This window comes from Peribacillus huizhouensis, assembly GCF_014138605.1.
Taxonomy (GTDB): Bacteria; Bacillota; Bacilli; order Bacillales; family DSM-1321; genus Peribacillus; species Peribacillus huizhouensis.
Genome location: NZ_JACJHX010000012.1, coordinates 87,479 through 110,679, shown reverse-complemented (window position 1 = coordinate 110,679; position 23,201 = coordinate 87,479). Strand labels below are relative to the sequence as shown.

21 protein-coding genes and 1 riboswitch are annotated in these 23,201 nt (G+C 38.4%); of the genes, 2 read left to right on the top strand and 19 right to left on the bottom strand.

The window, feature by feature from the left end:
* Positions 1-54: 54 nt before the first annotated feature.
* The 16 genes from HNP81_RS16940 to HNP81_RS16865 form a co-directional block, all read right to left on the bottom strand.
* On the bottom strand, positions 55-750 hold the full coding sequence (locus HNP81_RS16940; protein ID WP_182503374.1) for a pseudouridine synthase: 696 nt from the start codon (positions 748-750) through the stop codon (positions 55-57).
* Between the two features lie 133 nt (positions 751-883).
* On the bottom strand, positions 884-1,075 hold the full coding sequence (locus HNP81_RS16935) for a nuclease-related domain-containing protein (RefSeq protein WP_182503373.1): 192 nt from the start codon (positions 1,073-1,075) through the stop codon (positions 884-886).
* 233 nt (positions 1,076-1,308) lie between these two features.
* On the bottom strand, positions 1,309-1,548 hold the full coding sequence (locus tag HNP81_RS16930) for a nuclease-related domain-containing protein (protein ID WP_182503372.1): 240 nt from the start codon (positions 1,546-1,548) through the stop codon (positions 1,309-1,311).
* A 169-nt stretch (positions 1,549-1,717) separates the two neighbouring features.
* Complete coding sequence (gene mtnA / locus HNP81_RS16925) at positions 1,718-2,785, bottom strand: S-methyl-5-thioribose-1-phosphate isomerase (protein WP_182503371.1); 1,068 nt, start codon at positions 2,783-2,785, stop codon at positions 1,718-1,720.
* Positions 2,742-4,025 (bottom strand): S-methyl-5-thioribose kinase, encoded by a 1,284-nt coding sequence (gene mtnK / locus HNP81_RS16920; protein ID WP_182503370.1) that lies wholly within the window; start codon positions 4,023-4,025, stop codon positions 2,742-2,744. Before mtnK ends, mtnA begins: the two co-directional genes overlap by 44 nt.
* An 81-nt stretch (positions 4,026-4,106) precedes the next feature.
* A complete protein-coding gene (mtnD, locus tag HNP81_RS16915) occupies positions 4,107-4,637 on the bottom strand; it encodes an acireductone dioxygenase (RefSeq protein ID WP_028390273.1) in 531 nt (176 codons plus the stop codon).
* A 49-nt stretch (positions 4,638-4,686) separates the two neighbouring features.
* Complete coding sequence (locus HNP81_RS16910) at positions 4,687-5,328, bottom strand: methylthioribulose 1-phosphate dehydratase (protein WP_182503369.1); 642 nt, start codon at positions 5,326-5,328, stop codon at positions 4,687-4,689.
* Complete coding sequence (locus tag HNP81_RS16905; RefSeq protein ID WP_182503368.1) at positions 5,325-6,035, bottom strand: 2-hydroxy-3-keto-5-methylthiopentenyl-1-phosphate phosphatase; 711 nt, start codon at positions 6,033-6,035, stop codon at positions 5,325-5,327. Before HNP81_RS16905 ends, HNP81_RS16910 begins: the two co-directional genes overlap by 4 nt.
* Positions 6,005-7,228, bottom strand: coding sequence for a 2,3-diketo-5-methylthiopentyl-1-phosphate enolase (locus tag HNP81_RS16900; protein WP_182503367.1), 1,224 nt, complete (start codon positions 7,226-7,228; stop codon positions 6,005-6,007). The genes HNP81_RS16905 and HNP81_RS16900 overlap by 31 nt, the downstream gene beginning before the upstream one ends.
* Before the next feature lie 73 nt (positions 7,229-7,301).
* Positions 7,302-7,406: riboswitch (SAM riboswitch) on the bottom strand.
* Between the two features lie 294 nt (positions 7,407-7,700).
* Entirely contained in the window at positions 7,701-8,783 is a 1,083-nt protein-coding gene (locus tag HNP81_RS16895) for an AbrB family protein (RefSeq protein WP_182503405.1), read from the bottom strand.
* Positions 8,784-9,342: 559 nt separating this feature from the next.
* Positions 9,343-10,635, bottom strand: a complete 1,293-nt coding sequence (locus tag HNP81_RS16890; RefSeq protein ID WP_028390268.1) for a CitMHS family transporter — start codon at positions 10,633-10,635, stop codon at positions 9,343-9,345.
* A 405-nt stretch (positions 10,636-11,040) separates the two neighbouring features.
* Positions 11,041-11,724: a response regulator gene (locus tag HNP81_RS16885; RefSeq protein ID WP_182503366.1), complete on the bottom strand. Its 684-nt coding sequence runs from the start codon at positions 11,722-11,724 to the stop codon at positions 11,041-11,043.
* Positions 11,712-13,313 (bottom strand): ATP-binding protein, encoded by a 1,602-nt coding sequence (locus HNP81_RS16880; RefSeq protein WP_182503365.1) that lies wholly within the window; start codon positions 13,311-13,313, stop codon positions 11,712-11,714. Before HNP81_RS16880 ends, HNP81_RS16885 begins: the two co-directional genes overlap by 13 nt.
* 233 nt (positions 13,314-13,546) lie before the next feature.
* Positions 13,547-14,470 carry an AEC family transporter gene (locus HNP81_RS16875; RefSeq protein WP_182503364.1) on the bottom strand — a complete coding sequence of 308 codons (924 nt, stop codon included), beginning with the start codon at positions 14,468-14,470 and terminating at the stop codon, positions 13,547-13,549.
* An 82-nt stretch (positions 14,471-14,552) separates the two neighbouring features.
* Positions 14,553-16,079, bottom strand: a complete 1,527-nt coding sequence (locus tag HNP81_RS16870; RefSeq protein WP_028390264.1) for a tripartite tricarboxylate transporter permease — start codon at positions 16,077-16,079, stop codon at positions 14,553-14,555.
* Positions 16,080-16,099: 20 nt separating this feature from the next.
* The gene (locus HNP81_RS16865) at positions 16,100-16,546 is read right to left on the bottom strand and encodes a tripartite tricarboxylate transporter TctB family protein (protein WP_182503363.1); all 447 of its coding nucleotides are present in this window, start codon (positions 16,544-16,546) and stop codon (positions 16,100-16,102) included.
* A 278-nt stretch (positions 16,547-16,824) separates the two neighbouring features.
* On the opposite strand from HNP81_RS16865, the gene HNP81_RS16860 reads away from it, so the two are divergent.
* Both HNP81_RS16860 and HNP81_RS16855 read left to right on the top strand, forming a co-directional pair.
* A complete protein-coding gene (locus HNP81_RS16860) occupies positions 16,825-17,868 on the top strand; it encodes a Bug family tripartite tricarboxylate transporter substrate binding protein (protein ID WP_182503362.1) in 1,044 nt (347 codons plus the stop codon).
* A gap of 212 nt (positions 17,869-18,080) precedes the next feature.
* Positions 18,081-18,863 carry a class I SAM-dependent methyltransferase gene (locus HNP81_RS16855; RefSeq protein WP_182503361.1) on the top strand — a complete coding sequence of 261 codons (783 nt, stop codon included), beginning with the start codon at positions 18,081-18,083 and terminating at the stop codon, positions 18,861-18,863.
* 116 nt (positions 18,864-18,979) lie between these two features.
* On the opposite strand, the gene HNP81_RS16850 is transcribed toward HNP81_RS16855, so the two are convergent.
* The 3 genes from HNP81_RS16850 to HNP81_RS16840 all read right to left on the bottom strand — a co-directional run bounded on the left by HNP81_RS16850 (position 18,980) and on the right by HNP81_RS16840 (position 22,855).
* On the bottom strand, positions 18,980-19,681 hold the full coding sequence (locus HNP81_RS16850; protein WP_028390260.1) for a response regulator: 702 nt from the start codon (positions 19,679-19,681) through the stop codon (positions 18,980-18,982).
* 19 nt (positions 19,682-19,700) lie between these two features.
* Positions 19,701-21,281: a sensor histidine kinase gene (locus HNP81_RS16845; protein WP_028390259.1), complete on the bottom strand. Its 1,581-nt coding sequence runs from the start codon at positions 21,279-21,281 to the stop codon at positions 19,701-19,703.
* A gap of 437 nt (positions 21,282-21,718) precedes the next feature.
* Positions 21,719-22,855, bottom strand: coding sequence for a M20 peptidase aminoacylase family protein (locus HNP81_RS16840; protein ID WP_182503360.1), 1,137 nt, complete (start codon positions 22,853-22,855; stop codon positions 21,719-21,721).
* Positions 22,856-23,201 lie beyond the last annotated feature (346 nt).

The window sequence follows — 23,201 nt, the reverse complement described above, 5'->3', positions numbered from 1 at the left end:
GTAACTATTATTCTTTTTCAAAATAAGCATTGGCGTTCACCTCTGTTTTATTTTTCACCCTTCATGTAAACTAGCAAGTAGCTGCTTCAGCTCTTCGTTTGTTAGCTCACGATAGTCCCCGCGCTCTAATCCAGTTAATGTAAGATTCATAATTCGTATCCGTTCAAGCTTCGTTACTTTATATCCAAACGCCTTGGACATTCTCCGTATTTGCCGGTTAAGTCCTTGTGTAAGAATGATCTTAAACTCATAATCATTCATTCGTGTTACTTCACATGGCTTCGTCTTTACGCCTAGAATTTCGACACCACTAGCCATTTTCTTAATAAAATCGTTTGTAATAATCCGATCAACTCTGACCAAGTATTCCTTCTCATGGGCATGTTCCGAGCGCATCATCTTATTCACGATTCCGCCATCATTCGTTAAGAGAATCAAGCCTTCTGATGCCTTATCCAATCTTCCTACTGCAAAAATCCTTATCGGATGGTTGACGTATTCAATAATATTACCTGCTACATCGGGTGCAGCAGTACAAGTAATACCGATTGGTTTATTCAGCAAAAGATAGACCGGATCTTCTTTTTGAGGTATAGCCTTTCCATCAATCAACACGATATCACCTGGAGCTACCGTATCTCCTGGCTCACAAACTACATCGTTAATCGTAATTCTCTTTGCAGCAATTAATCGATCCGTTTCCCGTCTTGAACAGAAACCTGTTTCACTTATATATTTATTAATTCTCATTTCAGAGTAAATTCCCCCTAATCAGGACCTTTTTTACATATATCAGCCGTTTCTGAACATATATCGGCCGATTTTTTATTATATCAGGCATTTCACATAAATATCAGCCGTTTTACTATTATATCAGCCATTCTCATTGTTCAAATGATAAACCCTTCCTTCTGTTGGTCAACTGTTTTTCCTGACGCTGGATTTGTAGGAATGGATCTGGAAATGCGGTTTCCTTTTCATTATATGTTCGAATCATTTGTTGAAAATTTCCATCAAAATACAAGGTACCTGATATATTTTTAATTTCAAGTAAAAGGATAAAGTGATACTTCAATCAGTGGTTTTTTTTCATCCCCCACTGATTGTTAGTCCCGTTCTACTGTCGCTAAGATCTTCGCTTTCGCTTCGATCAATCGACAGTATGAACCTGATTGGTTCAACTAAACCGCTGAAGATCACAGCGGTAAGTTTCACTGTATCTCACCAATCGGGCTTATACGGGCAGTTTATCCCCCACCTACGCTTCTTCGATACCTCTAAGCATTGAGGTGGGGGTTTTACTGCCCGTTAATGCGGGATAAATGATTGCGTGAGAATAATGGTATCAAGTTGGAAATAGTGGGTGCGAGCCTTCAAGCGGAGATCATGTAAAATGAGGGATTGTTTTTTCGAAACTTCTGTTAAATGGTAATCAACAGCCTTTTCGCCACGATAACCTGCCAGTCGTTTCGCCAAATCCTTTTCTACTAGCGGTCTTTTCGGATGATTTTCTGGCAATCTTCTTACTAAAGCATCTAATTTTTGCACAATCAGCGGTAGTTGTCTTTTTTTTAAATCAATTGAACACGTCCATCTACATCAAATATTTGTTTTCCTGCTTTTAGAAATAATTCTCCAATATCATTTCCTTTTAAAAAAGCGAAACTTCAATTAATCGGAATGAAGATGTCCCCCACTGATTGAAGTTTCACTTTGTTTATCTTACCTGTTTCACCAAATTTATTAAACTATCTTTATACGGAGGATAAGCAATTCCTTTTTCGGTAACAATCCCAGTAATCAGTTCATGGTCGGTTACATCAAAGGCTGGATTGTATGCTTTCACATTTTTAGGTGCCATTGGCTTTTCATACCATGACTTTGTTATTTCATCTGGATTTCGAAGCTCGATCGGGATGTCGTCTCCCGTGTCACACTCGATATCAACTGTAGAGAGCGGGGCGCATACATAAAACGGAATCTGATAATGCTTAGCTAAAATCGCCAAGCCAGATGTACCTATTTTATTAGCTGTATCGCCGTTAGCGGCTACTCGATCACAGCCTACTAACACAGCCTGAACTTTTCCTTCCTTCATAACAATTGAAGCCATATTATCACAAATTAAAGTTACATCTACTCCCGCTTCTTGCAATTCCCATGCAGTTAATCGAGCACCTTGCAGGAGGGGTCTTGTTTCATCTGCAAAAACTTTGAACTCATACCCCTGCTCCTTTCCTAAATATATTGGAGCCAGCGCTGTACCATATTTGGCGGTCGCTATTGTTCCTGCATTGCAGTGGGTTAGAATTCCAAAGCCGGGTTTTAATAGAGAAAGAGCATGCTCGCCAATCGAACGACACACAAGCTCATCTTCCATTCGAATCTTTTCCGCTTCTTCCTTAAGTGCGTTTTTTATTTCCGTTATACTTTTTTCTGTTTCTTTTAGCAAACGTTCTTCCATTCGATTCAGTGCCCAAAATAAATTAACTGCTGTCGGACGGGAAGAAGCTAAATATTGTTTGTTTTTTTGAAAATCATCATATAACCCTGTAAATGTAACTGCCTTAGATTTTTTTGTTTCTAAATAAATTCCATATGCAGCGGCAATTCCTATTGCTGGTGCTCCCCGTACTTTTAAATGATAAATGGCATCCCAAATTTCTTTAATGGTGGAAAGATGTAAAAAAACTTTTTTATTTGGCAAGAGAGTTTGGTCTAAAAGAATCAGCTCATCTTCTTTATTGAGCTGCACCGATTGTATCGTTTCTACTGGTGATGTCATCGTTGTTGTTTGCCTCCTTAACTTTTTGAACACTTTCTAGCAAGACCTTAACGAAGTCTTCACCTGTTTTGATTTGGGACCGCTCGAGAATAAATGTCTTTCCTACTGTTAAGCAAATTTTTTCTGCTTGAACACGGTCGTTCGAATTCGATATGGATGTAATATCTTTAACATGAGCAATCCCAATAATTCTTCTGCATAGCTCAAGACCAGTAACGGCTGCTGCATCATTCATAATGGAATTTACATATGTCTCTTTAAAGCCTGGTACCATCGCTGTTTTTTCTGCTACTTTTTCATCCCACAACTGTAAAAACTTTTCTTGAAACAATCGAATAACATCCTCAATTGTTTGTTCCAAATAACCCAAATATTCTTCTCGTTTCGATTCATCTACGATTGTGAAACTAGCATTCACATAAGCAAAAATTAGATTAGCCACTACATTGCCGACATCATAGCCAGCTGGACCATAAAAGGCAAATTCAGGATCAATAATCTTCGTGGAATTTTCCTTGATAAAAATAGATCCGGTATGGAGATCACCATGAAGCAATGACTGGGTATTCGTCATAAACTCGAACTTCAACTTGGCCGTTTCTAGTCCTAGTTGTTTATCATTCCATATATGATCTCGAATAAATTCTTTTGTCCCTTCAAATACATCATTTTGCTCACAATCGTAGAATGGTTCTGTATAGACTAAATCCTCAGTTATTTCACACAACTCTGGATTAATAAATTTCTTCACTAATTCTTTCTTTTCCTTATGTCCCATTACAACATCCGATGTTAGCAATAATGTATTAGCTAAAAATGTACTAATATGCTCCGCAAATAACGGGAATTTTTTATAACTCAAAAGTGCTGTTCGCATAATTTCATGATCCGATAAGTCCTCCATTACACAGCAATTCATAATAGGATCATACGAATAGAAAATGGGAACAAAACCTGGAGCCAGTTCGTCATGAAGTTTCAATAGTTCACTTTCAATCCGATTGCGGTCAGGAGAAACTTTAAAACTATCAGAAATACGGGCTACCGGTCCCGCTTGTTTAATAATAATAGATCTACCACTCTTTGGCTCAACTACTCTAAACACATAATTTAAGTTCCCATCGCCAATTTCACGACATTCAAGCTCGGCATTATGTGCAAAGAAATCCAGTTTACTTTGCACATAATCTACGACATCTTGTTCATTCATCGTAAAATAGCTAGTCGTAAAGTCCTTCATATAAACCCCCTCCTAAACAGCCACACTCAATGAAAAATTATTTGAAACTAGTAATATGACTACTTTAAATATTATGATAATTTAACGTGCAGCTTCTTCCTCGTAAACAGGCACCCAACCTTCTGCTGTGACAAAAACTCGTATGGCAACTACTCTGCGATCGTCATCTAACGTGAAGTAATGACGAACCCCGACAGGAACAGAAATGAGGTCTCCAGGATGTAAGTGAACCTCAAAAAACGGGCCATTTTTTCCTTGAATAATAAAAACGCCATGCCCACTCACGATAAATCGTACTTCATCATCTGTATGGTGATGCTCACGCTGGAAATTCTTTAATAACTCGTCAAGATTTGGCGTATGCTCTGCAAGTGAAATAACGTCCCAAGCCTTGTAGCCTCTTCTGTTTGCGATATCCGTAATTTCAGGTTGGAAAACTGTTAATATCTCTTGTTTTTCTTCATCACTTAACACATACTTCTCTTGTAAGTGAACTGGTAATTTTGAAATATCCCATGATTCATAAATCACGCCTTGTTCTTGCAAAAATGCAATTACTTCCTCTTGGTTATCAATTACTTCATTAGTTCCTTGAATAACAATCGTTGTCATCATATTTCCTCCTAAAAATTTATTAGATAAATCGAACTTATTAGACTTTTCAAGTCAAGTGTCTTGCTCCATAAAGTCCGGCTTTTGCCTGAAGTAATGAGAGCTGATACTGAAATAAAAACTCACAGGCTTCGAGAATTTTTTTAGCTTCAAAGCCATCTTTCCCCCATGCAGTGATTCCGTGATTACGAATCAACACGGCTCCTTTATTTTCATTCGCAAAGGAAGCAAAGGTTGCTGCTAATCTAGGAATATCCGCATAGTTCCGGATGATTGGAATGATTAACTCTGCATTCTCATCCCACCGGTCAAATGCCTTTATTAGCTCCTGACCTTGAAAAACCACTTTCCCCACGTCGCCATACAATTCAGAAATCACATTGTTCGCTACTGTATGAACATGGAGACTGCAGCCGGCATCCGTTCTTTTGTATATTTCACAATGCAGCAGCGTCTCAAAAGAAGGCTTCACATTCGTGCTTCCGACAGGATTTCCATCACCATCCACAAGCAGAAAGTCTTCATTTGTTTTTTTTCGTTTATCTTTTCCGCTTGCCGTGACAAGAAATTGCAATGGATCATTTTGTACTTTAATCGCTAAATTACCGCTCGTGCCCATAAACCAATCTCTCTCGGCCAATTCAGCTTTTATCTCCATAAGCTCATGATGACGAGTAAGTAACACACTCATTTTCCAACCCCCTTCGTTTGACTACTTATTTGTAATTTCTCTAAAATGTCTATGCAATCATAAAACGTATCAAAAGGTTGAAATGGAATCGAAAGCTCTCCGCATTTTTCAGCTAAATAATCTCTTGCTATGACAGTATGAGAAATTTTCGCAGCTTCCAAATCTGTTACAGAATCGCCAATGACTATTGCATGCGTCTTGGCATTCGATAGTTGTCGGATTATCGCAGGTTTGCAACAGCCGCAATTTTGATTCGTACATGTCTGATCACAAGGATGTGGCCATTGTATTTGAATCGTTTCACCTAAGAAATCAGCCTGATTACAAAACACTCCGGCAATAGAGTCAAACGGGGCGAGAATTGGTCTAACAAAAAAATCCATCCCTCCACTTACGATATAAAGGGGGATCTGTTGCTTTTTCGTATATTGAACAAATTCGCTAAACCCTTCGCGAATCTCACTATTTTCTAAAACAAACTTAGTAATCTCCTGTTTTCGTGAAGTTGGAAGGAGACGAAACATGTTGCCTACCCCTTCTTGGATACTGACCGAACGAGATAAAACTTGATCCTTCCACATCTCCCATTCTGGTGGAGCAAATTGCTTCATTATACTAACAATATTGTCTTTCTTTGTTACCGTACCATCAAAGTCACAAAAAATGATTGGATTATTCACTTCGCAACCACATCCTTCCAGCCCCATAGCCGGACTGCCTCCTGAAGTTCAAATGCAGCAGTTTCTTCTGAAAACGAAGTCCCAGAAAGTACCAATTCAATTGCTTGATGAAACGCCTTTCCACCACCCTGCGCTCCTTGTGGGTGTCCATGAACGCCTCCACCTGCATTAATGACACAATCCTTTCCGAAATCTTGGATCAATAAAGGTACGAGACCTGGGTGAATCCCAGCTGATGGTACAGGAAATACCGATTTAATCTGTGTTTTCTTTATTAACTCCTCTTTTATCGCTATCACCTTATCTCTGTCCAAAGCTACACTGCCGTATGGTGAAGGAAACAAGGAAAAGTCCGCTCCTGCCAATCTTTCCAATTTCCCTAAGAGTAAGGCATGAGAAAGCCCATATTTTTCTGATGAAGTGAATGCACCGCTAACGGCAGGGTGAGCCATAATTGGAAGAGCAATTTCCTCATCTTCTCGTAAACTTTGTAAGACATCAAGACCATAAGCAAAAACGTTAAATAACAAAACATCCGCTCCTAAATCTCTTGCTTTTCTAGCTCGATCCCTTAATTCGAACGTTCTTCCTGTTAAATTCACGGCATATAACGTTCTATGACCAGTTTCTTCATACACTTGATCAAGTACTTTCTTTCCTTCTGTTACTCTTTTTTCAAGAGGAGTGAGAGGGTTTTCAAAGAGGATTTCATCGTCCTTCACTAGGTCAACACCACCCAATGCCTGTTCTCGTAATTGGTTGAGCAGATAATCTAAATCCCTCCCAATAACTCCCTTGAAAATACTCATAATTAAAGGACGATCAAAGACTTGAAGCTTTTCGCGAATGCCTGCAATTCCAAAACGAGGTCCTGGAAAATGGCTTAAAAGGTCTTGATCAAACTTTAAATCTACTAATTTAATTTCTCCATCTAGCGATAATTTTCCGAAAGTTGTCGTCAGGATAGCAGGAATATCTTTTGAAAAATTAGCCGCTGGAAAAGCAATGTGAAGTTCGCCAACGTTTTTTCCAGATACCTTCTCTTCATCCACTTCTTTGACCGTGACAACTCGACCTTTATGATTTTTTAATTGTTCTTGTTCGAGTAGCGGCAGGTTCGTCCAAGAACCAACCGTTAGACCAAGCGCTATTTCTTCGGCTTTTTGTTCCAAGCTTGATGAATCAGTTATTATGCTGTACACAGCTGTTACTTCGCTCATTTTTGCCACTTCTTCCTTTCAAAAAATATAAAAAACCCCTTCAATAAGAAGAGGTTTCCGAATAAAAAACAACTTCTTATCTATCAGCATTTCTGCTGCAAGAATTAGCACCGTGCTTAAAAATAAGTCGGTTGCCGGGTATCATCGGGCTTGTCCCTCCACCTGCTCTTGATAAGATTTTGTATATAAAAAATTTAAGTTTATTGTAATTTCGTATAAATTATGTCATTTTGATTGATTAATGTCAATGTATTATTAATTATTTTTATATTCAGATTTATACAAGAGTAAAACTTCAATCAGGCTTTACGGACAGTAGTCCCCCACCTATGCTTCTTCAATTCCTCTAAGCCTTGAGATGGGGACTTGACTTCCGTTAGTGCGCATAAAAGTGGTTAAAAACCTGCCTTCAGGATTTTAGTAAATAAATTCCCACTGCCTTATTCATCCGTCTATTACCTCACTAATAATCTTAAGCTGAAATATGGGAATGGACACTTTTTTGATTTTCCCACTTATGCAGCAATTTAAAAATCGGCGGCATCACGAGACAAACTACGATAATTCGGAGCACCTGCACAGCCACAACAAATGTGGAATCAGCATCTAGCACGACTGCTGTTGTCGCCATCTCTGCAACGCCACCCGGTGCGAACGCAAGAGCTGTGGTCATAAACGCCATTCCGGTGATTTCTGAAACAAAATAAGCACACACAAACATCGCCACGATTAACATGACCGTACTGATGAAGGCAACAACTAATGTTTGTTTTAAACCAATAAACATTTCTTTGCGAAAACGGGAGCCAATCGATACGGCAATTAAAATCTGCGATACGACCATGAAACTATGTGGCCAGAAGGCAATCATATCGTGTCCAGTAGTGGTAGATGTGATGGATTGAACAACGGCGACTCCAACCATGCTTCCAAGGAGCCACGGAGCCGGAAATTTCAAATATTTACCTACATGATATCCCCAATAGGCAACGACAGCAAGCACCAGGCTCCATAATAAGTGATGGATTTCAAAAACAGCGCCTGGCGATTGTACGATAACCGGTGCCGTCGGAATTACCACCATTAAGGACACGACAATCGGAATAATTAAAATAACAAGAAAAACACGCATCGTTTGGATAATGCTAACGACCGCTGTGTTGGCACCGACTTCCTCAGCCATTCCTGGCATAGCCGATAATCCACCCGGTGCCGTACCGAAAAAACTAGTCAGCATATTAGTTTCGCTAAATTTCCAAAGTGCCAAACCTGAAAGTAATGAAAACATAATTGAAAGCAGTAGCATGACTATAATAACCATCCAATGTTGCTGAAAGACTGTAAGAACTGATAGATTAATTTTTTGACCTAGTTCAATACCTAAAATACACTGCCCTATATTTAGCCAGTATTTCGGTAGACCTTTCGCCCCTAGAAAATTTGGTGATACGAAAGAAATGAGTGCAGCGAAGATTAATGTTCCAAGCATCCATCCGATCGACAGACCTGTCAATGAAAGTAAAAAACCACCTGCGCTACTTAGAACAATAAACATCCATATATTTTTATTCAATTTTACATCGTCCTTCTTTCCGCTCTCTATATGAATAATTATAATGAATGGACAGTTATAAATAAAATATAATTTTGATATGACTAACCATAAGTAAAGATTATATTAGCTCCGTAATTGTTTCGAACTTGCCAAAGCACTATTATCTTGAAGCACTCTCCAGTTTGAACAAGTACCAATAAAGTGGAACTTCAATCAATGGGGGTTTTTCTTCATCCTCCACTGATTGTAGTCCCGTTCTAGTGTCGCTAAAACCTCCACACAGTGTGGGTAAAGCGACACTACAAACCCGATTGAGCTTTTACGGGCAGATGTCCCCCACCTACGCTTTTTCAATTCCTCTAAGCCTTGAGGGGGAAGTCTTGACTTTCCGTTAAAGCAAGAGAAAGCATTTCGCAATAGACAAAAAGACGTGTATATACAGAAAACTTGATTTCTGTAAGATACACGTTAGGCACATCTGCAAAATTTAATAGTATGAAAAGTGTAAGCTACTGCACAAAAACTCCTAATAGTCCTCCCTTTCATATCTTTCGCGAGTTTAAAAAGGGATGATTCCTAATACAATAGCTACAATAATCATGACAGCTGTTGAACCACATGCCCACTTCAAGAAGGAACGCTGTAATGCTCCAAAATCTTCTCCAACCATCCCGACCAATAGATAGGTAGAAGGAACAAGAGGACTTAATAAATGAACAGGCAATCCTAAAAGAGAAGCTCTTCCAATCAAAGCTGGGTCGATTCCATAAGCAGCTCCAGCCTTAGCTAGTAATGGAAGTACTCCGTAGTAAAAGGCATCATTGGACATGAAGAACGTAAACGGCGCACTAATAACTGCCGTGATTACAGCAAAGTGCGAACCCATAACATCTGGAATATGCTGAATCATCGAATTTGCCATAGCATCCACCATTTCCGTTCCTGCAAGAATTCCAGTGAAAATTCCAGCGGCAAAAATCATCGAAACAACAGATAAAGCATTATCAGCATAATTTGCTACACGTTCTTTTTGGTCACTCAATTTCGGATAATTTATCGTTATGGCTATGGCAAAACCAATCATGAACAAAACGGCTGATGGCAGTAATTCCATGATTAGTGCTACTAATAAGGTAATCGTTAAAGCATAGTTAAATACAATTAATTTAGGGCGTTTTACATACAATTCCTCAGTTGTAGCCGCTTGTTGAGCTACTCCCTGATAGTCAAACTCTATGACACCAATTCTTTTTCTTTCTTTTTTCCCGAGACAATAAGCCATGAACAAAACGAATAGAACACCGCCAATCATAGAAGGAATAACAGGTGTGAATACGTCTGACATTTCAAGGTTCAATGCGGTCATCACCCTTGCTGTCGGCCCTCCCCAAGGTAGTAGATTCATAACGCCTGAAGCGGAAACAGCAATCCCTGCTAAGAGAAGTGGTCTCATGCCGATCCTTTTATAAAGGGGAAGCATTGCAGAAATTGTAATCATATATGTGGTCGTTCCATCTCCATCCAGTGAAATTAGCAGAGCCAAAATAGCTGTCCCTATGGCAATTTTTACAGGATCTCCTTTTACCAACTTAAGAATTGTCTTAATTATTGGGTCAAAAACTCCAGCATCAATCAAAACACCAAAGAATAAAATCGCAAATAATATCATGATTCCCGTTGGAGCAACACTTTTGATTCCCTCTAACGCCATTGGACCCATCTCACTCCCGAAACCACCTATGAGTGCAAATACAATTGGCACGACAATGAGAGCAATCATAGCTGAAAGTCTCCCTGTCATTATTAAAATCATAAATACAATTATCATCATATATCCAAGTAAAGCGAGCATATTTATCACTCCTAATCTTATATATAGATAAATTGTACTCTATGCTCTCTTTGTTGTAAGCGTTTGCAAATTAAAGTGTTTTAAAACAATTGTGATAATTTTGTTCATTTTGTTCACGAAAGGTTTTTGGCTTTCCGTGAATACTTAAGGATTCGTTCTTTTACACAAAACGAATCCAGCGTTAAACAGCACAATTTACCATGAAGGATATATCATGAAGCACGCTACACTCGCCTAATTACAATGATGACGGTGCGGAGTCGGAATTTTGGATGTTTTCTCGATAAAATCAGTATACCTGATAAAGTGAAACTTCAATCAGTGGGGGAGTACTTCTTCCGCCAGAGAAAGACCGAACTCTATCAATATTATTCAGCCCTTCTTAGAAACAAGATGGGATTTCCTCTAAATTTTACAATATCTTCGTTCTGGGCGCCCTACAACTCCGTATACCACTTCAGCTTTACATTCCCTGACAGATATCAAATATTCCAAATATCGCCTTGCGGTTGTTCTCGAAGCACCAATTTGAACACTCACTTGTTCCGCCGACAAACCCGTGTCACTCATTTCAAGAACAGTTCTCACTTTCGATAATGTGATTTCATCGACTCCTTTAGGTAATATAACACCGTTCTTTTCCTTGGTTGGGGATTTTTTTTGAAAAATAAGATCTACAAAATCTTGGTCTAAATCACGCTTAGTTTGCAAAAGCTGGGACTTATTAAGATATTCTTCAATCGTTTGATAAAAACGCTCCATTTTTACTGGTTTGATCAAATAGTACTCCACACCATAGCGAAGCGCATGTTCAAGTATTTCTTTATCGATTGCTGCCGTAATCATGATAATATCCACTTGCGGGAATTTTTGACGAATGATTGGTAGCAAATCGGAACCAAGTTTGTCTGGCAAATACACATCTAGGAGGAGCAAGTCAGGTTTTTTTTGCTCCAAAATTCGTATCATCTGTTTGGCATTTAGTGCTTTTCCTATTACATCGATTTCTGCAAATTTATTCAGAAACTTCTCATGAATATCTGCTACGCGAAAATCATCTTCTACAATAACCGCTCTTATTTTCCCCATACTTCTCCTCCTCTTTTTTCTTTAGGCAGATAAACGGTGAATACCGTGTTTTCTGCCTCGCTATGTACTTCGATTATGCCTCCAAGTTCCTTTACTGCACTATCAGCGTTGTATAGTCCGTATCCTCTTGGTTTTTCACTCGTCTTCGAAGTGAAACCACGTTCAAAAAGCACGACCATTTCTTCTTCCGTGATTCCTTTACCATTGTCGCTTACTTCAAAGATGATATCTTCTCCAATATCAGTCGCGAATAACTTTACAATCGGTTCCTCTATGTCATAAACCGCCTCAAAGGCATTATCTATTAAATTGCCAAGTACGAGTGTTATCTGGAACAATTTGATATGATCCGGAAGTTTGTCGATGTAGCTTTGCGAATCTATTTCAAATCTAACTTTTTTTTCAGATGCTTTACCTAATTTCCCTAACAAGATTGCCTGGACCTTTGTATCCTTTATTTGTTCGAATACAATCTGATTGAGAAATTGAAGCTCGGAACTTTCACTTTGAATCATGTTTATCGCTTCGTCATATTCGCCCAGTTGGATTAATCCGGATAGTACATATAATTTGTTCGTATATTCATGTGTTTGTGCTCTTAGATCTTCTGAATACATTTTTACTTCTGATATTGTGTTCACCATTTGCTCGATTTCCGTTTTATCACGAAATGAAGCAACTACACCACTTACTCCATCATCATCAAAAATCGGGGTGATGCTCACAATAATCGTTTGATGTTTCCAAGTCATTTCACGATCGATTTGCGGCTCGCCTGATTTAAGAACATCATATAATTGACTTGAAGGAAATAATCCATCTACCTTCAACCGGCGAACAGTTCCTTTAACGTTCAACAGTTTTTTTGCTGGTTTATTCATGGAATTAATCATGCCGTTTTTATCAACGGAGAGAATTCCTTCTTTCACAGAATGAAGCACGGCATTTTTTTCTTTATATAAATTAACGATTTCATATGGCTCTAATCCCATCGTATCTTTACGTATACTTCGTGCAAGCAAATAGCTGCCTATTATTGATATAACAAGAGCTAGGAAAGAAACAAACAACTCTTTGGACACATTTCTTACGATTTGTTCTTTAACATCCTCTACTAAATATCCTACCGAAACAACACCAATTATGTTTCCTTGCTTATCGAATATCGGCGATTTCCCTCTCATCGAAAGACCAAGGGAACCACGTGCTTCCGAAATATAATATTCACCATTTTGAATCGCCCGCTCGTTATCTCCACCTATCATCCGCTTTCCAATTTCTGATGGCAATGGGTGGGAATAACGAATACCATCCTTATTCCCTACTACAATAAATTCAGCACCCGTTTCATTCTTGATTTTTTCGATGATAGGTTGGATTTCCTCAGATGGATTTTCTAATTCAAATGCCTCGATAATAGATGGCATAAATGAAATGACTTTAGATATCTCTAAAGCAATAAGCCCTCTATCCTCTGCCATTTGCTTACCTTCCATATAGGTAAAGTAAGACGTTAATAAGATAATCAGAAATAAGCTTAATGTAAGTACTAACCCATGAATCTTTGTTTGTAGTGATACCCTTCTCATATTCAACAGCATCCTCAATTTTCGTTCACTTTTTCTTTAAGTTTATCGGAATATGAAAATTTTATCATCTCAAATTACTAAATAACATTATGAATAATGTTATTCGTTTATAGTTTTTTTGATATGAATACGAATATATCCAAAAAGCCACATCATAATTTAAACGAAAAAAGATCAGGCAACTTCCGACGTAATAGAAGCTACCTGACTTTGTATACACATATTATACTTTCTTAAAATAGGATTTTAGATAAGTAAACAACAATCGCAACAGTAATGCTACTAAAAATGGTTGTCACAAGAACGGCCTGAGAAGCATATTCAGGGTAATTATCGTATTCTAGCGCCAACATCGCGCTATTTCTTGATGTAGGAAATGAGCTTGCTATGAATAATGCCTGTGCGGACGTATCCGATATACCAAGTAAGAAGATGATCAGCAGAGCGACAATGGGAGAAATCAATAACCTGCCTATCACGATCAAAACAAGCGGCATAGAAATGTGGGCAACTTTTATATAAGCAACTTGGGCACCAAGTGTCACTAGTGCAACCGCCAAAAAAGCAGCAGATGTATTCTCAATCGGTTTCCATAGGAAAGACGGGATATCCACATGAAACAAGCGAAGTAAAAAAGCAAGAATGAGCGCATGAATGACCGGAAGCTGTATAATCTTTCGAAAAACTGTTAAACCACTGCTTTCTGCGGAAACATAATTATAGAACCCATATGTATAAGTAAGTAAACTTTGAAAAATAGAAACAATAATCTGAATAGACATGCCGACTGGATTCGTAGCAAATACAAGTTCACTCACTGGAAGTCCATAATTTCCTGAATTGCTCAATACCATGCTGTTTTTAAAGGTCGCTGACAGCTTTCGCTCAAATTTGCATACTTTGGCAATCAAGATACTAATTAAGATAAGCAAGAAATTGAACAGCACCAAAAATACTATCGTATGACCTACTAATTTGCCTGACATTTCACTTTGATAAATATTGGTAAAGCAAACTGCTGGTAATAAGAAGTTCATTGTAATTTTCGAAAGAGTAGATAAATCAAGTTGAACGAATCGTTGCAGTAGTGCACCTACTCCAATCAATAAAAATAACGGAATAATAATATTAAGCACTATCTGATAGAAAATGGCCAATTGAAAACCTTCTTTCAAAGAAAAGCGAAAACACTTTGTAAGCTAAATTCAGCTTTATCCCCAAAGGGGCTCTAACCCCTTCTTATTCTTCATCATTAATGACCACATTTCGTCCCATCCACTTAAGGATCAATGGAATAAGAATCCACAATACTCCAATTACTAAAAAGAACAGCGAAATTGGTCTTGTAACAAAAATCGAAAAATCTCCGTTTGAAGAAGTGAGTGCCCTGCGCATATTATTCTCAATCATCGGTCCTAGGACAAGGGCAAGTACCAATGGGGCGACCGGATAATCTTGTTTTGCAAAGAGATAGCCAAACACTCCACAGCCAACTAATAGCAGTAAATCAAACGTATTCATTTGAACAGCATATACACCGAAAATAGAAATGGCAATAATAATCGGCAGCAAATATTTAGCAGGTGTTTCAATAACCTTTGCAAAGACTTTAACGAGTGGCATATTTAAGATTAAAAGCATGACGTTGCCGATAAACATACTAGCAATGAGCCCCCATGCCACTTCAGGATGGTCATCAAACAAAAGCGGACCCGGCTGTACATTGTACATAATTAAAGCACCCATCAAAATAGCTGTTGTGCCGGAGCCTGGAATCCCCATTGTCAATAAAGGAATCATTGCTCCCCCTGATGCAGCATTATTGGCGGATTCTGGGGCAGCTACTCCCTCAATTGCACCTTTTCCGAATTTTCCTGGATTTTTACTTATCTTCTTTTCAGCAATATAAGAAAAGAAAGAAGCTAGTGTTGCTCCAGCACCTGGAAGAACCCCTATAAAAAAACCGAGAAGCGATCCACGAATAATTGGTTTCGTACTATCTTTCATATCTTGTTTTGTAGGTAAAATCCTACCTACTTTAGCTATTTTTCCATCACCATCATCTTTTTCCAATATACTCCTAAACACTTCACCTAAAGCAAACAATCCTACAGCAACAGTTAAAAATTCAAGCCCTGAATATAAGTAAATATTTCCATACGTAAAACGGGATACTCCTGACACATTATCGATCCCAATCGTTGCGAGCAGTAACCCTAAGACTGTCATGATAAGAGCCTTCGTAATTGATTTCCCTGCCAGTCCACTCACTGCACAAAGACCAAGTAACATTAGAGAGAAATACTCGGGCGGGCCAAACGATAGAGCCAGTGCTGACAACGGTTTTGCCAATAAAACCAGCCCTAATAATGAAACAATCCCTGCAACAAATGACCCGATAGCAGCAATCGATAAAGCAGCTCCTGCCCTGCCTTGCTTGGCCATTTGATAACCATCAAGCGCTGTCACAACCGAGGAGGATTCCCCTGGTGTATTTAATAAGATTGATGTAGTCGATCCGCCATACATCGCTCCGTAATAAACACCTGCAAGCAAGATAATCGAGCTCGCTGCTGCATTTTGCGCATCAAGGCCTGATGTTAAAGTAGCTGTTATCGGGATTAATAGCGCCACCCCACTCATCGGCCCAATGCCCGGAAGTACACCTACTGCCGTCCCGATTAAGACCCCGAAAAAAGCAAAAAGCAAATTTCGCCATTGCATCGCAACACCAAATCCATCTGAAAGAAATTGTAAAGTTTCCATTTATCCACCTCCTAAGTCAATTACATGGGGAATCCAGGCAAAGATCCTTGCAACACTTCGACAAACACATAATAAACACCGAAAGACAAAGCAGCAGCAATAATTATCGATTTCAACCAGCCACCACGTTCCATCACTTGAAAACTTGTTAATAAGAATGCAAATGTAGTAATTACATAGCCTAACGTCTCAAGAAGGAGCACATAAAGCACCGTTGCAATAAAAATCACCAAGAAGCCCTTGTAATCTGGTTTGCTCTCCTTTTTTCCTTGCTTATTGTATTTCAATGTTTCATACAACAGTCGAATACTTAAAAGGATCAAAACAACGCCAAGACCGATAGGAAAAATATCGGGCCCTACATTACTGCCATAGCTACTAGCAGAAATCCTTCTGCTCTCCATTATGAAAAAAACGCCAATTAATAGAAATACGATACCTGCATAACGATCAAACGTTTTATTCAATTCATCTACCTCCATATTTTTTTCGCCAACCGCATTATTGAAACCGCTTTCTTAAAAATTAGCAGAATTCTACTTTTATTAGAAGATTTAAGTTCATAACCAAAATACTTTTTATTTTTTACATTATTTTCATATTTCTCACATGTGTTTGTGAAAAATATGAAAAAAAGATAGATTAATCATCTTTATTTATTTAATATTTATTAACTGGTCACATCTATATAGACATGGTACGATTCACAAATGAAAGCGTTATCATTATTAAAGGGGGAAAAGTAATGAATTCTACATTCAGCTTCAAAAAGTGGGGATTGGTCTTTGCAACTGGTGCTTTAGCTCTTAGTCTTACAGCTTGCGGAGGTACAAATTCAACTTCAAAATCAGGTGATGTAAGTAAGAAATCTTCTGCTTATCCAGAAAAGCCGCTTGTTATCAATGCGCCATCTGGTGCTGGAGGTGGGCTTGATACAACAGCACGTGCTTTATCAAAAGTATTAAGTGACACAAAGTTAATGGAAAAGTCGATGACCGTTGAGAACAAGCCAGGTGGTGGGCAAGCAGTAGGTATTGCTGATTTTATCAGCCAGGATCCTAAAGATCCATATCGTTTGCTCCTCCCTTCTGTGCCATTAATTATTAACAACTTAAAAAAGGAAGGAAACAGTCAACATTCTTTTCGAGACATTACACCTTTGGCGCAATTAACAAAGGATTATGGAGCCATTGTGGTACCTGCTGATTCTAAATATCAAGATTTGAAATCTTTATTTGCAGATTTAAAGAAAGATCCTAGCAAACTTACATTGGCCGGTGGTTCAGCTCCCGGTTCACAGGACCATCTAGTCGCAATGCTACCTGCAGTAAAAGCTGGTGTGGATGCTACAAAAATAAAATTCATTTCCTATGATGGCGGCGGCGAAGCCATGACGGCCTTGATTGGAGGAAATGCTGACGTTCTTGCCACCGATATTTCTGGTACTGGAGAATATCTAAAAGCTGGAAAGGTACGTGTACTTGGTCTATCTTCTCCTGAAAGGTTAAAAGGCATATATGCAGACATCCCAACCTACAAAGAAGAAGGTATTGATGCAGAATTCACCATCTGGCGCGGACTTTTTGGACCAAAGGAAATGCCGGAATACGCAGTAGATTACTGGAATAAAACATTAGCCGAGATGGTTCAAACACCTGAGTGGAATAAAGTTCTTGAAACAAATGGCTGGGAAGATGGCTATAAAAACTCTGAAGACTTCCAAACATTTTTAGAAGAGCAAGAAAAGCTGGTACAAGAAATATTAGAATCATTGAATATGCAAAAATAACCTGTCATAGATATCACTAGGTTATTACTGTTATGAAAAGAGAAGATTATCTTCTCTTTTCTTTGGTAAATGAGGGGTGCTTCGCAAAATCAGCTCCGCACCGCCACTTTCATAAAATGGTAAAGTTTGAGATCCTGAGCCTTTTTCATCGTTTAATTGGGAACATACGCTCATCGATATTTTATATCTACTTTTAGAGGGGGAAGTGTTAAATGAAAGAACAAGCTAATTCCATCAAACAGAAAGTACAAGAACAATTCAGTAAGCATGCAGAAAAATATGTAACAAGTAGTACGCATGCGAAAGGTTCCGATCTTAGTCTCATCCCTGAATGGCTGGAACTCCAGCCAGAATACATCGCACTCGATATTGCTACAGGGGGTGGACATGTCGTTAAAGCAATCGCTCCACATGTTTCCTTTTGTTTTGCAACAGATTTAACGTATCAAATGCTTGAAACAGCGAAGCGACATTTAGATCCACTACACTCAAACATTTTATATGTAATAGCCGATGCAGAGTCTCTGCCGTTTTTAGAAAATACATTTGATGCTGTCACTTGTCGGATTGCACCACACCATTTCCCTCATCCCGAGAAATTTGTCAAAGAAGTAGCACGCGTATTAAAACCAGGCGGTAAATTTTTACTCATTGACAATATTGCTCCTGAAGAAAAACAATTGGATCTATTTGTAAATCGTCTGGAAAAGCTGCGTGATGAAAGTCATGTGCGAAGCTACTCTATAAACGAATGGAAAATATGGTTTAAGGAAGCCGGGTTAACGGTAATAAAAGCTGAGAACCGCAAAAAAATATTTACTTATCCAGAATGGGTTAAGCGCACAACAACATCTCAAGAACAGATCAGCAAAGTCGATACACTTCTACTATCCGCCAGTGAAGACATCAGAAATTATTTCTCGATTCAATCATCTGGTGATATGATTCATTCACTAACAATTGATGAATGGATGGCCCTTTCGGAAAAAAAATAAGCATCTAGCGATTCTAAACAAACCGATTGTCAGCAGATGTCTTCAGTCGCTGTCAGCCGGTTTGTTTAATAACCTTTTACTTCGTTATCGCCTTTTATTTACCACCTTTGTTACCTCTAGTTCCTTCTATTCCGATATCTGCGCTCAGGTCGACCGATTGTTCCGTACCTGATTTCTACTTCTATTTCATTGTTAGATACTAAGTATTCCAAGTATCGCCTAACAGTTGAATGACTTGCTCCAATCGTGCCTGCTAGTTCTTCCGCATTCTTGCTACCATTCGTTTCCTTCATTTGCCCTCTAACTTTCATTAACGTATGCTTATCTATCCCTTTTGGCAAGCTGCCTTTCTCTGCGGGAACTGGTTCTTCAACTGTTTTCATTCTGAAAAGGCTGTTCACATCTTTTTGTTCCACAGTTGTTAAATTAAATAATTTTGCTCTTGTCTCCTTATACTGCTCGAGTGTTTCAAGGAACTTATCTATCATAATTGGTTTCATTAAATAACTAAATGCACCACCTCTAATAGCTTCCCTTACTGTATCAACATCATTGGCAGCAGTTATCATGATTATATCGACACTTTTTAACTTCGTTCTAATTTTCCACAACAAATCTGTACCTTTCATATCTGGTAGAAACACATCGAGTAAGATCAGATCAGGGACGAATACATTAAACATCTCTAGTGCCTGCTTTCCTGTACTGGTAGATGCTACTACTTGAAACCCCTCTACCTTTTGAGTAAATTTTTCATAAATTTTTGTTGCTGTTTCATCATCTTCAATGATCATCACTTGAATGGATTGATTTGCCATTGTGATCCCCCCTTTCACACTACTTCTTTGGTATGGCAATCGTAAATCGTGCACCACCAAAATCACTAATTGATAAATAAATCTCACCTTGTAAAAAATCGATTGTGTTCTTTACGATAGCCAGTCCAAGTCCGTGATTCTCCCCATCCTTCGTAGTAAAACCTTCTGTGAAAATGACTTCTTGCCACTCTTTTGGAACACCTTTACCATTATCTTCGACATCAAAAATGATATCGCTTCCAAAATCAGTGAAAGATACTTTTACATACGCTTCTTCCCCCTTGAATTGGCTTGCTGCTTCCATTGCGTTATCAATAATATTTCCAAGAACTGTAACGAATAACTTTGTATTCAATGAAGATGGGACACGCTCCAAATTACTGTCCTTATCAATTTCAAGCTGGACCTTTAATTCTTTTGATCGGTTAATTTTCCCGATCAGGCAGGCTGCAATAAACGGGTCCTTCACAGAAGATGTTAAGAATACAACGATATCCTGACGTTCTTTCACTTCTTCGGTGATTAGCTCCCTTACTTCTTCATACTGCTCAAGAGTAATGAGTCCATATATAGTGTTTAATTTATTTAAATACTCATGATTTTGGGCGCGGATATTATCAGAAATACTTTTTATTTTTGAAATTTCTTCTGTTATTTGTTCTATTTCCGAAGTAGGACGAATTGTCAAAACAGCCCCACTTGTTTGCTGTTTCTGCATAATTGGTGCCGCATCTACCAAGTAGAGGTGATGACCAATCAGAAATTTTTGATTAATCAGACTTCGTTTTGTATAGATAACAGATTCAATCATCATGATAAGCCGCCGGTTGATGATTTTTCTTCCCTTTTCTATTTGATCATCTTTTAGTACTTCTCTTGCTCGTTTATTAATAGATGTGACTTCATACAGTTGATTGACCGCTACTGTCGCGTCCCTTATAGATTCGATCGTTGCTTCCTTTTCTTTAAATAAAAATGAAATTTCCTCAGGCTCCAGGTTAAAAATTAATTTTTTCACCCTTCTAGCAATAATAATTGCTCCTGTTATCCCAATTAAAATAACGAACACTGAAAATTTGAACAAACTCAAGCGATATTCATTCACCCTCTTTTCCGCTTCAATTGTTAAAAAACCTACAGATGACACACCAATCACCTTTCCGGACTTATTGTAAATCGGCGTTTTTGCTTTGATGGCTGGACCTGATATTCCAGTTCCCTCATATAAAATGGAAGCACCGTCTTCAAACACTTCTCTATTGCTCGTCCCCATCATTTTCCCAATATTCTTCTCAATCTGATGCGAATAACGAATACTTTCCAGATTACCAATTACCACATAGCCTGCACCTGTTGATTTGCGAATCTCTTCGGCAATTGGCTGGATTGTCAGCGCAGGATTGGGCTCCTCAAAGGCTTGGATAATTTTTTCCTTTTGTGCTGTCATCATTGCTACCGTCATCGCCTGATTCCCTAGTGACTCTTTGGTAATATCATCTATCATAGACGAAAAGATAACGCTTACAGAAACCACCATAAAAAAAACCACAATAGAAATAAACCCGATCATCTGCGTTAGTAATCTTGGTTGTTTTAACATTTTCCTCACTAACTTGCCCCACTTTCTCTACTCTCCTCTATTAATTAACTCTTATTCTACTTTCTACTGTCAACCTTTGTTTTATCATTTTGGTAGGTTTTCCTATAATTCGGATGAAATAGGAATATAAAACACCTGTTTTCTTGCACTTTTTAAAAACGCTTCATAAAAAGAACAGAACAATCCTGAATCTTAAAAAGAGGATTAACCTGTTCTCTCCATTCATATTTTGATTTACAAGTTAGGCCCAATTCTCCAAGTAAAATTTCTTCACCTCTGGGGCTCTTCAATAAAGCCCCTGTAGAAAACCACAGTTTCTTGCGGATGTAAATGTTTTTTGAAGGGAAGTAGTTCCATATTTCAGATGTTTTTTTCTAGTTTTTTGCAGGAACTCTTCATATGATCGCAGTTTTCTAGTTGTTATCATGGAAGGCATATTACTTCGCCCCTTCATATGCATCAATGGTTTGTAACACTGTTCTTGCTAAAATCTCTGCTCCTATATAGATGCAATCATGATTAAAAGTCATTTGTGGATGGTGTAGCCCTGGTTGTAAATCACAACCTAAGCCAAGCATTGTCGTTTTTATATGAGGCTTTTTTAGTGAATAAAAATGAAAATCTTCGCCTCCTGAAGAAACAATCGGCTCCTTTATATGCTTCGCTCCAATGCTTTCAACAATCGCTTTTTCCATATAGCTTCTTGCCTCATGATTCACAACTGCCGCTGCAACATGTCCCTTTGCTTCCAAATGGATTTTCACCCCATATAAATTTGCCAATGCGCTTGCTATTTTCTCAACTTTTTCAGTTAGCTCATCTAAAACTTCATTCGTTTGCGCCCGTAAATCTATGCAAAACGAAGCTTTCCCTGGAATTAGATTCCCAGAATCACCGCCCGCTATAAATTTAGTCATTTTCGCTGTATAAGGAACCATTGGATCGAGGTGAATACCTTTGATTTCTTGAATAAGGGAGGAACCGATTTCAATCGCATTCTGCCCAAGATGAGGACGTGCACCGTGAGCATCCTCTCCAATAATTTCTCCTTCAATAAACTTCGCGGCTCCGTGGTAAATCGCGGCAACCGCTTGACCGTTTCTTAACTCTTGAATGGGTCTTAAGTGAACACCATAAAGAAAATCAACATCGTCCACCACGTGTTTTTCAACCATCTTTAGTGCGCCAGTCCCTTTCTCTTCTGCAGGCTGAAAAATAAACTTGAATCTTCCTCTTTTAAAAGCGTTCATTTTTTTTAGTAGTAGCATGGCTCCTATCGTCATCGTCATATGTGCATCATGACCACAGCTATGATTGGCTTGGAATTTTCCATTCACTTCTTGCCAAAGCGCATCCATGTCTGTTCTCAAACCCACACAAAAATCACCGCTACCCATCTCTGCAAAAAGCCCTGTACAATCAACAAACATACGGACTGGAAAACCATGTGCTTCGAGTACTTGCTGAATATACGCAGTTGTTTCATATTCCTTCCAACTAACCTCTGGATTCTGATGCAAGTGCTGAAATATTCTATCAAGAGTCGGTTTAAGCTGTTCGATGTATTTTTTCACGTTGTTATACCTCCCTCTCCGAATTTATCTATTTACTAATATCATAACATCTTTCCATTCTGATCGTTTTGAAGCATATCATAAGAGAATTTTTCTTCTTACAGACCTAGTTCCCCGCACTGAACTTCATTAAAAGAACTACATCAGCCTAAATAAATTTTTCATTTTTTCCAATATATCCAATACCTCTTCATAAATCGATATGTTTAATCGGGATTATGTTAAAATTCAAAATAAATCAATTGAGGGGATTATAATGTTTGTACATAAAATTGATGAAGACGTTTGTTTACGAAGTGACAGAAACGTATCACGGTTTACGCTTATCAAAATTCTCTATATAGTG